The organism is Nostoc sp. 'Peltigera membranacea cyanobiont' 232 (assembly GCF_002245985.1).
Classification (GTDB): domain Bacteria; phylum Cyanobacteriota; class Cyanobacteriia; order Cyanobacteriales; family Nostocaceae; genus Nostoc.
In genome coordinates this window covers 1-11630 of record NZ_NOLK01000209.1, presented here as the reverse complement: position 1 = coordinate 11630, position 11630 = coordinate 1, and the positions used below count along the sequence as shown (strand labels likewise).

At 41.0% G+C, this 11630-nt stretch carries 12 protein-coding genes; 5 read left to right on the top strand and 7 right to left on the bottom strand.

Going from position 1 to position 11630, the window contains the following annotated elements; translation table 11 throughout:
• Positions 1-397: 397 nt before the first annotated feature.
• Positions 398-832, bottom strand: a complete 435-nt coding sequence (locus tag CDG79_RS36100; protein ID WP_094346388.1) for a hypothetical protein — start codon at positions 830-832, stop codon at positions 398-400.
• 119 nt (positions 833-951) lie between these two features.
• Here CDG79_RS36100 and CDG79_RS36095 point away from each other — a divergent pair, with 119 nt between their 5' ends.
• Together CDG79_RS36095 and CDG79_RS36090 are read left to right on the top strand one after the other, a co-directional pair.
• The gene (locus tag CDG79_RS36095; RefSeq protein WP_094346387.1) at positions 952-2802 is read left to right on the top strand and encodes a S8 family peptidase; all 1851 of its coding nucleotides are present in this window, start codon (positions 952-954) and stop codon (positions 2800-2802) included.
• A 108-nt stretch (positions 2803-2910) separates the two neighbouring features.
• Complete coding sequence (locus CDG79_RS36090) at positions 2911-3144, top strand: hypothetical protein (RefSeq protein ID WP_094327274.1); 234 nt, start codon at positions 2911-2913, stop codon at positions 3142-3144.
• Here CDG79_RS36090 and CDG79_RS36085 read toward each other — a convergent pair.
• The gene (locus tag CDG79_RS36085) at positions 3131-3454 is read right to left on the bottom strand and encodes a thioredoxin family protein (protein ID WP_094327275.1); all 324 of its coding nucleotides are present in this window, start codon (positions 3452-3454) and stop codon (positions 3131-3133) included. The genes CDG79_RS36090 and CDG79_RS36085 overlap by 14 nt on opposite strands.
• A gap of 366 nt (positions 3455-3820) precedes the next feature.
• Complete coding sequence (locus tag CDG79_RS36080; protein WP_094346386.1) at positions 3821-4192, bottom strand: hypothetical protein; 372 nt, start codon at positions 4190-4192, stop codon at positions 3821-3823.
• A 640-nt stretch (positions 4193-4832) separates the two neighbouring features.
• Here CDG79_RS36080 and CDG79_RS36070 point away from each other — a divergent pair.
• Positions 4833-5117, top strand: a complete 285-nt coding sequence (locus CDG79_RS36070) for a DUF427 domain-containing protein (RefSeq protein WP_094346384.1) — start codon at positions 4833-4835, stop codon at positions 5115-5117.
• Positions 5118-5393: 276 nt separating this feature from the next.
• Here the strand turns inward: CDG79_RS36070 and CDG79_RS36065 are convergent, their stop codons facing one another.
• The 4 genes from CDG79_RS36065 to CDG79_RS36050 form a co-directional block, all read right to left on the bottom strand.
• The gene (locus CDG79_RS36065; RefSeq protein WP_094346383.1) at positions 5394-5807 is read right to left on the bottom strand and encodes a type II toxin-antitoxin system VapC family toxin; all 414 of its coding nucleotides are present in this window, start codon (positions 5805-5807) and stop codon (positions 5394-5396) included.
• The gene (locus CDG79_RS36060) at positions 5804-6049 is read right to left on the bottom strand and encodes an antitoxin family protein (protein ID WP_094346382.1); all 246 of its coding nucleotides are present in this window, start codon (positions 6047-6049) and stop codon (positions 5804-5806) included. Before CDG79_RS36060 ends, CDG79_RS36065 begins: the two co-directional genes overlap by 4 nt.
• A 1008-nt stretch (positions 6050-7057) precedes the next feature.
• Entirely contained in the window at positions 7058-7318 is a 261-nt protein-coding gene (locus tag CDG79_RS36055; RefSeq protein WP_094346381.1) for a hypothetical protein, read from the bottom strand.
• A gap of 195 nt (positions 7319-7513) precedes the next feature.
• Entirely contained in the window at positions 7514-9502 is a 1989-nt protein-coding gene (locus CDG79_RS36050; RefSeq protein WP_094346380.1) for a protein phosphatase 2C domain-containing protein, read from the bottom strand.
• 233 nt (positions 9503-9735) lie between these two features.
• On the opposite strand from CDG79_RS36050, the gene CDG79_RS36045 reads away from it, so the two are divergent.
• Positions 9736-10170 (top strand): NfeD family protein, encoded by a 435-nt coding sequence (locus CDG79_RS36045; RefSeq protein WP_094346379.1) that lies wholly within the window; start codon positions 9736-9738, stop codon positions 10168-10170.
• A gap of 102 nt (positions 10171-10272) precedes the next feature.
• Positions 10273-11280 (top strand): SPFH domain-containing protein, encoded by a 1008-nt coding sequence (locus CDG79_RS36040; protein ID WP_094346378.1) that lies wholly within the window; start codon positions 10273-10275, stop codon positions 11278-11280.
• Positions 11281-11630: the final 350 nt, after the last annotated feature.

Below are 11630 nucleotides of genomic sequence, written 5' to 3'. Positions count from 1 at the left end.
ATAGGCATCGCAGTACTGATCTACCACGGTGATCGTGGAGGTAGCCGTTCTTGAACCCAATTAAATACCCTTGCTAAGTTAAACTCTTAGTAACTAATTATACTCTCATGAGAGTAATAAAAGAGCGATAGTTGGGTCGGTTCAACTGAGTCGAAGTGTAATCCAAACATGAATCGACTTTTAAGACAGTTTTCAATTAAATAGATTCGTATAGGGGTTGCAATATATTTGTGCCCCTATAATTTTGTAATTTAATGGCAAAATTTTTACTTCTTATAAGTACCCCGACAGAATTAATTACATATTGATTCTTTACCAGACAAGAATTTCAGCCCAGTTTTTATGTAATTAATTCTGTACGACTACTTATCATCTGGGATTTGTAGTTTAAATATAACTACTGCTGTGGTTCTGAGTGCAAGTCTTGTAATAATTCCTGCAAAAACTTACCCCATTGTGCCGCCAAAGGAATTTCTGTAAATGGAATGCGTATTGAGTTAGTAGATTCGGAAAATATAAATTCTAATTCTATGGAACGACCTTTATCAGGTGCATTTTCCATATTTACTGATTTATCATCTACTAAAAGATGGACTTGTTTGACATCAAGCAAAGAGAATGTTTCTAGTCTAATAGGCCCTTTAGGCGTTGGTTTTCCCCAAGTTATATTGTTGCTTTTTTGACCTAATACTGAATAAATATCGTACTTAGCCCGTTCAAATTGCTCTGCCCAAGTGCGATAGGCTTCAACTTTTTGATACTCCTTCGAGCCTTGCCAAGCCAACCAGAAAAACATTACTAACAGGGGCAACCACAAAAGACCACGTTCCATCGTTTAAAAAATCCTGAGTCGTGAGCGAAACTTGTAACTAAAAGTGCAAAATCCACCAACAAGGGATGCAGATAAGTTATGGTAGTGAGCAAACTGGCAAAAAGCGGTGATGAGTTAATATGAGAAAACTTATATTATTGTGCTTGTTTGTCATTGGGCTGGGATCTGCCATGTTTGGTTTCCTGAATTTTCAGGGACTGGCAGCTAAAGGAGAGTTTGAGACGATTTTGCTTGATTTTCGGGAAGATATTCCATCAGTAGTGGTGGAACAGGATTTGCAAGCGATCGCCAAACAATACAACGTTACACCCCAATTAGACAACAAGTTTTCCAAAAAAGATAATGTGTATATTGTCAAAGGCGATCGCCAGAGACTCCAAGAACTGAAAAAATCTCAATTTGCCCAAGCTACAGAATTCATTGAACCAAATTATATTTACAGGAAGATTCCACAACCCGGCAAAGCTGCTTGGCTTGGAGAATTTTTGACACCCCAAGAAGATGATGAAGCAAGTCCTTCATTAACTGGCCCCAATGACCAATATTACAGCAAGCAGTGGAACTTGCACAAAATCGGTATTGAAGGCGCATGGAGTCAAACCAAAGGCAGTGGGATCACAGTTGCGGTAATTGACACCGGGATTACTAAGGTGCGCGACTTATATGAGACAAAATTCGTCAAAGGCTATGATTTTGTTAACGACCGAGAAGAAGCCACAGACGATAATGGTCATGGTACTCATGTTGCCGGAACTATTGCCCAAGCCACAAATAACAAATATGGCGTAGCTGGAATTGCTTATGAAGCCAGTCTGATGCCACTGAAAGTCCTCAGTTCTTATGGTGGGGGTACGATTGCCGATATTGCCGAAGCGATTAAATTTGCTGCTGATAAAGGCGCAGATGTAATTAATATGAGCTTGGGCGGTAGCGGTGAAAGCAAGTTAATGAAAGAAGCGATCGAGTATGCCCATAGAAAAGGTGTAGTTATTATTGCCGCAGCCGGGAATGAAAACACCAATGGGGCAAGCTATCCAGCCCGCTATCCTTATGTAATCGGCGTTTCGGCAATTGGCCCAGATGGCGAAAGAGCGCCCTACTCTAACTTTGGTGCTGGGGTAGATATCTCGGCTCCTGGTGGTAGTGAAGCTGGTAAGATTCTCCAAGAAACTATTGATGAAAAGGGCGAAGGGGTCTTTCTAGGCTTCCAGGGAACAAGTATGGCTTCTCCCCACGTTGCTGGTGTTGCAGCTTTAATTAAAGCGGCTGGCATCAAAGAACCAGATGAAGTTTTAAAAGTCCTCAAACAGTCAGCACGAGTGATTCAGGATGATGGTTTGAACTATTATGGCGCTGGACAACTCAATGCAGAAGCAGCAGTCAAACTAGCCTTTAGCGGACAAATCAGTTTTCCAGATTTCTTTCGGTGGTTACGGGATAGCGGCTATCTTAACCCCGGCTTTTGGATTGATGGTGGTGCAGTGGCACTGTTACCCAAGATTTTAATGGTAGTTGGTTCCTATCTGCTGGCTTGGTTTTTACGGGTTTACTTTCCTTTTACTTGGAGTTGGTCTTTATCCAGTGGACTAATTGCCGGCAGTTCTGGGTTATTCTTCCTCAAGGGAATCTATATTTTTGATCTTCCCCAATGGCCTTTCCGAGTTTTGGGCAGTTCAATTCCCGAACTAGGTAATACCCTCCAAGGAACTGATGCGTTGAATCCCCTATTTGCTAGCGTACTGATTCCCATTGTGTTGATGGCATTGCTGTTGGGACATCCTAGTTGGAAATGGTTTGCCATTGGTTCAACATTAGGTGTAGCAGCGTGCTTGACGGTAAGTGCATTTTTCGATCCAGCCGTTTGGGGTTTAGGAGGTGGTAACATAGCACGCCTATTCCTCATCGCCAATGCCCTAATCTGTTATGGACTTGTTCGTTTAGCATTGAAAAACGAAGAAAAGATAGCATAAATAGGGAATGGGGAATTAGGAAGAATTCTTAATAACTCCTAACTCCCCCACTCAGCAGGGGCTAAATGCCCCGCTACCGCTAACAGCACTCACAAATCAGCACTATTTATGAGCATTACACTTACAGGTACAATCCAACGCCGTGATATTGGCACAGGCGCATGGGCATTAGTCACAGAAGAGGGCGTTACTTACGAGATCCTCAGAGGGGCTGACAAAGACTTACTCAAAGAAGCACAAAAAGCAAAAGTTAAGGGACAGGTGCGTGAAGATATCATGACAACTGCCATGATTGGCCCTGTCCTAGAGGTTAAATCTTTTGAGGTAATTAGTTCTGATTAGCTGTGGAATTCAGAACCTCTTGAAGACGGCTTCTAAATTCCCCTTTGGGATGACCCCCTTTTACTTCACCCACAATCTGAAATTCCCCTTCTGGAGAATTGCAGATGATGTAAGTAGGCCATCCCATTTCTGATTTGTCGGGATACTGAGTCAATAAAATCTTGCGATACTTGCGGTAAGCAGTCGTATCCTGCATTTTCACATCAATAAATTCTAAACCCAGTTCTTCAGCCACTTTTTTGTCATAAAAAGACATTTTGTGGCAAATGCCGCACTCTTCTGAAGAGAACTTAATTACAGCTAAACTCATGGGTTGGTAACTCTTTGGTTTCAGGCAAAGTTTTTTAGCATAATGCCATGAAATACTATCATATAGCTGGTCATTAGTGTAATAGATTTTTATCTAACTTTGGGAAGCAGCAGCCTCTAGAACCGCAACGAAAGTCAGGAAATTCCTTTAACCGGTGAGCTAATTTCCAGTTACCCTCCTTGAGCAAAACTGGCATTGACAGCAACGCAGATATTGCTTCTGCGGTAGTTGTCACCACCTTAAAGGGGGCTGTTGCGATCGCTTGTTTTGCTATAAAGAGGCAGGAGCGAAGGCACAGCCCCTCGGAGACATCACTTTTTATCGCGTATTTACAAACTTTGACCAATCTGCACTTAGTTACCTAAATCACTGACTAATACCATCGATCATTGATGTCAACTGCGACTCGACTGCATTGACATAACCTCGATCGTTCAAAACTTGTGCTGGTAACTTTTTAGCCTTGATAGCAGCCTCAACCACATCTTTTGCAGTCACATTTCCTATTTGGAATTCAGATATCAAACTACCCGCACTGGGAATACCCTGCTCTTTGAAAGCACCTTTATAAGCTAAAAAGGCAATATTGAAAGGTTGAAGATAGCTGATATTTGACGAATCTGTGTTGATTTCTTCAGCACTATTGTTAGTATTAACTGTTTGAGCGTCAAGAATTGCAGGTAGAAAAGTAATACACGCAACGATCAGTGCAGAATTTATCAAGTTTATAATCTTCATAATTTTCTCCTAATTTGGACTAGATTAATTAGCATTATTTAGTAATAAAATCCTATTTTTAGTAGTTTTCTGTTCTTGGTACTAAGTCACTATCTTCTAAATTATTCTTTCATCAAAATTACTCAGACCCATCATCTGATACGCAATAAAAGCAGTGTCAAATGATTTGAGAGAATTTACATTCGTCGAATAGCTAGATAAAGTGTCAGAGTTGACGGCTGTGTTTATTGATGCGCCATTCTTATTATTGGCTGTATGAACGCTAGTGATTTTAGACATAGAATTCATCCAAGCAACAATATGTGCATAATTTATAAAGCTTGTAAGTTTCATAGTAATGAGGCTTTTGTCTTCTAAATATTTTTTCTTTCGGCTAGAAACTGAAATTCAACTTTTTTACTAACTACGTTTCTATACCAATATGCTAGGAAATATTCATGAGGGAAGCAAATACTTTTAATTTTTAATTTGATAAACAAAAGTGATGCCAGTATTAATTGGCATTGCAAAGTTTTCGATAGATCTTATTGATTATTGATTTGAGCTTGAATGGACTCTGATGTAAGTTAGCCGTTCAGGAGGATAAAGTAAGCCGATCGTGTCAAAATGTTAAGTGTATAGTTTATTTGCAAACTCACTTATGCCGAAAGCAATTTGGAATGGCGCAGTTTTAGCCGAAAGCGATCGCACCGTAGTTGTGGAAAACAACCATTATTTCCCTGTTGACTCCATTAAAAAGGAGTACTTCACAGACAGTAGCACCCACACTACTTGTCCTTGGAAAGGTGTCGCTAGCTACTACAGTATTGAAGTTGATGGGCAAATCAACAAAGATGCTGCTTGGTACTATCCCAGCACCAAGGAGAAGGCTAAGAATATTGAGGGTTATGTGGCCTTCTGGAAGGGTGTCAAAGTTGAGGCTTAATAAAGGTTCCTGGAAGTATTTTATTTCCAGAAAATTGATTCACAATTTACAGCAATCATCAAACTAAACTTTGTAGAGGTTGGCTTGTGTCAACCTCCACAGTCTTAAAATATTTGCTAAGTATCAGTAAGAATTTTGGGATGTGATTTACTGAAGCGATCGCAGTTTTTGGGGCATTCTGCATGGCTAGTAATGAATATATAAGTATTTTACTTACATCATCAGTGGTGTTAGCAAAACCTATCTTTTTGAAACCGATAAGTGTCTTTCCATCAATTACTCCCGCAACAATGCCCGAAAACCAGCTTGCACAAAATGCAAATCGGCAGTTAGCGCATCAGTCAAACTTCTTTCCTGCATCACTGTAAAAGAAATGCAGTCTGTCAAACCCCAAGTTTTATCAGGACGTTCGCTATAAAGTTGTAACGCATGAGCAAGCAATGATGTATCTACCGTTACTACCTGTAAATTAGCTGTTTTGTAACACTGCTGGATAAATTGCACCGCACCTGGACGATTCACTGCACTTAAAGCATTACCAACTTCTACCAATATCGCTTCTGTAACCCAAACAGCCTTTGCTGCTCGTACTCTTGGCAGAAATGTTTTAGCTTGATGATGATACCGATCGTGTTTATTCAATACAGCCTGGATAAATACCGTATCCAGAAATAAGCCCTCATCACTCATGGATTGTCTGGAGTTGTCTGCTTCGGTGTACCATACAAATAATGATCGTGTTCGCTAGACCAATCTTGGGGTGCATCAACAGTTCCCGTCATCGCCTCTAGCACATCCCAGGCATCAGTCGATGGTAATGGTTCTTGCAACTCTTGAATTGTAATTATATAACGTGTGTTAGGTGCTAAATCCAAAGGGACATCTGGCCGCAAAATACCCCCGTCAAATACAACTGTTACTCTCTTGTTCATAAAAAACCTCTGAAACTTTTGCAGCAGTAGTCAATGGCTTGTCTAAAGAAATTTTACCCAATTCGTTCACAGTTCCCTTGACTTTAATTGCTTTCATTGTCGTGAATCTGAGTTGTGCTGTTAATAGTATAAAATTTATATTGATAAGTTTTGCTTAAGCTGTGGTTACGATCGCATAAGTTTTGTCACAAATACATAAGCGTTCTGAACGAAACAACTTGTGTTGTGAACGAACGGACAAGTTTTCGTTAACAACGGATAAGCGTTCTGAACAAAACAACTTGTGTTCTGAACAAACGGACAAGTTTTTGTTACCAACGGATAAGCATTCTGAACGAAACAAATTGTGTTGGTAACAAACGGACAAGCTGTTGTTACCACGGGAACTTAATTTGTAATGTCGCTGCTGCAAAAGTACTTAAATTATTCTTGTGAAAAGGATTTTCTTTAAGCTTCGCATTGTAAGAGTAGCAACATTATGCTGATGCCAAGCAGGGCAAACGCATCTAAATTACTCCTGATCGCAACGAAGGTTAAGAACCAACGAAAAAATCAGGATTTTGCGTTTGATTATTTTTTAAGCCCCAAAGCGATCGCCTAAATCTCTGTCAATAAGCAGCAATTAATGCGACTATTATTGAGCTTATTCATAATCAGCATATCTTGTTGACATGATGCGGCCGCCCTGTATCGGTGAGTGAATGCAATCTCGTTTTTTCCACTCTTGGGTCTTTAAGGTACGATAGTTTGTGTTTTTTTAACCTCACCCATTTGATTCACCTGATTGGGTGATTTTGATTCATACACACATATAGCAACTTCCTACAACCTCCCACAGAAAGAGCAAAAGTAGAATTTTCCTATACACTCTTTTCAAGGTTGAGTGTTTTCTAATTTGTTCAAATTTTGATGATTTCAAAAGGTATTTATGATTAAAACAAAGAGCGTTCCGCAATTGGGAACGCTCGTTTTTAGAAATTCTGTTAAGATAATATCAATTAAATGACATCAAGCATGGAGATTTGTTTGTTCCTGCAACCAAGGATCTACAGATTGTCCATCTTTGCGGCGTAATTCAATTTCCACTACCATCACTTCTTTGGAACCAGGAGGTGCAGGTTTTTTATGGAAAATAATGTCATAATCTTCTGGATTGTGTTTGTGTTCTTTCAACCATTCTTGCACCTTGGTTGTGGCAAAAAATGATTGCCCTTGCTCAAACATTCGGGTAATCTGCAATTGCAGTGTATAAGGATTTATCCGGCTCATTTTTTACCGCCTTTGTTAAGTAAATTTTAAGACAAGTAATCTGCTTACCCTAGATAATCTAATATTAGTGCGAAGTACACACACCAGCCCAACTCCTGAGCAATATTTGATTTTAATCAGGTTAGAGATGGGGAGATGAGGTAGGTGACGAATCGCCAATGTCACGTATAACCTATTATTCCCATTCCTCATTCCCTATTTTCCCTTTGCACACAATTGCTGCACTTTTTGAGGAACTTGCCGACACATTTGCTGGAATGCTTGAGGATTAATTTGCCACCAAGCAAATAATCCTAAACTTGTACCGCCTACAAGCAATGCCACCACTCCCCCCAGCATTACCAAGCGTTTACCCCAATTAGGTTTTGTAATTAAGGTTGGTGGAATTTCTAGGCTTATAAATGGTTCCCCTGGAATATCTAAATCTAGATCCAAATCTAGCAAAGTTTGCGAACTTTCTGTGAAGGAAATTAATTCCTCTTGTTTCTCTGCTTCCTCTGGTTCCTCTTGTTCCTCTTGTATTTCTGCTTCTATAATTTCTTCTGGCAACGCCGGAGTCACAGGTACTAAGTATTCTGGAGAAACACGGCAATAACTGAGAACAACCGACGTATTATCACGCCCATTTTTTTCGTTTGCTAGGTTAATCCAGTTGCAGACGGCATCTTCAACTGTCATGTCACCTGTTAACACGGGTATTGTATAATCCTGCCAAGATTGTTCCACCCTGTTATTATCACTTAAACCATCAGAACACAGTAGTAATATGCCATCTTCTTCTACAATGAATCGCTGAGCCTTGAGACGCAAAGATTCTGAATTTCTTGTCCCCAATGCTTGAGTTAAGGCAGTAGCATCTGTTCTAATCAGCGCTTTTCGATACAAACTTTTGGCAAAGCGGACTTCCCGCGTCGCCACATCATCATCTACTGTCAGTAGCTGACAATAATTGCGAGTAATCCAGTAGGCACGGCTATCACCAACATTAGCCAAGTAAAGTTCATGGGTATTATTTGATTGCCACCCAGTACTTGTCTGCACTCGTTGTGGAACTTGCAACGCCATGACAATGGTTGTAGCCATGCGTTCTTTGCCTTGGCGTTTTTGTTCGTTATTGCGGGCACAAATCACATTATTTACCACCCGCAAGCTTGCTTCTAATTGTTCCTGCAACAACTCTGGTGATACAAGTACAGTTTGTTCTGTTACCTCCGCTAGCAAGGCGCGAATTTGCAACTTTACAGACTGCACTGCTAATTTACTCGCAACCTCGCCGCCTTCGTGCCCGCCAATGCCATCGCAAACAATTGACAAGCGGGACAATAAAGGTTCATCTAAATCACTCAAAGCATTGGGGTAGCAAGCATCTTCATTTTGCGCCATAATTGGGCCAATATCTGTAGAGCCTGCCACCTTCAAAACCAATGGCAATTCTGCCGCAGATGCTAGTAATAAACCATTAAGTTGAGTAGCAATATCATCCAACCCAACTTCAGTTTCACACATTTCCTGGACTATGTTTTGTAACCCTTTAGCTACTGATGTCTTTGCAGTAGCTACCCAAAACTGCCAACACTCACCCAGATTTTGTAAACTCAGCTTCTTATCTTCTGGTGTTTGGTAGAGTTCTAATAGTCGCACACACCAACCTTGGACTCTTAAATTGTCTACTACCAGTAAACTGCGGCTAAGTCCTAATTCTGATAAAGGTGTCCAAAGTTGAAGAATTTGCCACAGCCAATAAACTTGTCTTACCGCTGTTGCTTGCTCCCATGCCTCAACAATAGTTGGATAGATATTTCCTCTCTCATCTATCGGTACATTTTCCAATAAGAGGATATCAGTTGTATCTTCCTCACCATCACTAGCAAACCCATAAGCCTGGGGCAGATGTAACCGTTCTTGATATAACTGTAGATAAGGAATTACTTCCTTTGGCAATTCTTCAGGGACATCTGGCGGCAGTCCCGGTTGAGTATCCAGCAGAATCTGGTGAGTAATTACCCCATACCTGTCTGCTACCTTTGTGCCTGGTGTGATTTGAGCAGACAATGAGCCAGTAGCCCAAAGATAACGGTGAACCAAGGGAGTTTGGCAACTGGCACAAACACGATCTCCAATAGGATTAATGGGGCTATTACACCCTGGATTTATACAATAAATTGTCAGTTGAGTAGAAATCATAAAAGTATAAATTAAAAAAACCAATCAACTCATGAATTTCGATTACATTTAGCTGGCAATGACTTGAAGGCTAGAATAGACTGGATTCGTGTACCGCTAGCTACACCTGGTTACTGAAAGTAATCAAAATTATTGGTAAAAAGACCAAATTTTGCTTTCTGTAAATAACTTACGTCTGGCTGTATCTAATCGTAGAAATGCGTTTACGTCAATGTTGAGTCTAGGATGACGCTATGCCAAGTTTGACCTTAATCTGGCTTCTGGCAGGAGCAGTTTTATGTCTCATGGAACTGTTCTTACCATCGGCGTTTGTCGCCCTCATGATGGGAATTAGCGCTTTTGTGGTGGCGCTGCTGTCTGGAGTTGGTTTGGGAAGTGTATGGTTGCAAGTTTTAGTTTGGCTATTATTTTCCACATTCCTAATCGTGCTTTCTCGTCGCTTTTTGCAACCACGACGACGCAAATCGAAAATTCAGGATGCTGTCATAGCTGAAACCTTAACAGAGATTCCGCCTGGGAAAACAGGACGGGTGCTGTATGAGGGAAATTCCTGGCAAGCACGGTGTGACGATGACAAATTTACCATACCACCCCATCAAAGAGTTTATGTAGTTCGGAGAGAAGGTACCACTTTGATTGTGATACCAGAAAATCTGTTGAATTCTTAGTTATTTGTCATTTGTCATTGGTCATTAGGAATGGGGGATTGGTTATTCTCCTTATCTCCCCTTTTGTTTGACATTTAATACTTAAAAATCAGGAGATTTACAATGGAACAGTTTTTTTTACTCGTGTTTTTAGCCCTTGGTGGTTCTGCCGTAGCGGGATCTGTGAAAGTTGTCAATCAGGGTAATGAAGCTTTGGTGGAAAGATTGGGTAGTTATAACAAAAAACTGGAACCAGGACTGAACTTTGTCATTCCTTTCCTAGATAGAATTGTTTACAAAGAAACTATCCGCGAAAAAGTTTTAGATATTCCTCCCCAACAGTGCATCACCCGCGACAACGTTGGTATTGAGGTGGATGCAGTATTTTACTGGCGCATCGTCGATATGGAAAAAGCCTGGTACAAGGTAGAAAATCTCCAGTCGGCAATGATAAATATGGTGCTGACTCAAATTCGTGCCGAAATGGGGCAACTGGAGTTAGATCAAACCTTTACTGCCCGTTCCCACATCAGTGAACTTTTATTACGAGATTTGGATGTTGCTACCGATCCTTGGGGTGTGAAAGTGACACGGGTAGAATTGCGAGATATTATTCCGTCTCAGGCAGTGCGAGAATCGATGGAATTGCAAATGTCAGCAGAACGACGCAAACGGGCAGCAATTTTAACTTCAGAGGGCGAACGCGAAGCTGCTGTCAATAGTGCCAGAGGTAAAGCTGACGCGCAACTCCTGGATGCCGAAGCTCGTCAAAAATCGACAATTTTGCAGGCTGAAGCTGAACAAAAGGCGATCGTTTTGAAGGCTCAAGCCGAACGTCAGCAGCAAGTTTTGAAAGCACAAGCGATCGCAGAATCAGCAGAAGTTATTGCCCAAAAACTCCAGACTAATCCCAATGCCAATAAAGCAGTGGAAGTTCTGTTTGCTTTGGGCTATTTGGATATGGGCGCGACAATTGGTAGAAGCGATAGCAGCAAGGTGTTATTTATAGATCCTCGGACTATTCCTGCTGCTTTTGAAGGTATGCGTTCAGTGATCTCAAATGGTCAGGTTGACTCTGACGAGTTGTTTTCTAAGCAAATCCCAAGGTTAGAAAATAACCGCCCTAGTTAAGAGTAGGGAAGCAGGGGAGGCAGGGGAAGAATAATAATTCCTAACTCCTGACTCCTAAATCTGACAAATGACAAATGACTATCGCTTGTAGATAATATTGCTTGAAGAAGAATTCCGAATCCAGAATTCAGCAATCTTTGAGTGACGGATTCAAACCCGCCACTAATTGTAGGTTGCTAAATCTTAAATATGCATAAATTAAATAATTTATTTATTGGAAATCCCTTACCCGCATTTCTCACAAGCTTCAGGCGTTTGATAGAGCAGAGGGGCAGAGGGGCAGAGGGGATTGAACTTGGCACATTGAACTCTCCCCTGCTCCCCTGCTCCCCTGCTCCCCTGCACAAGCA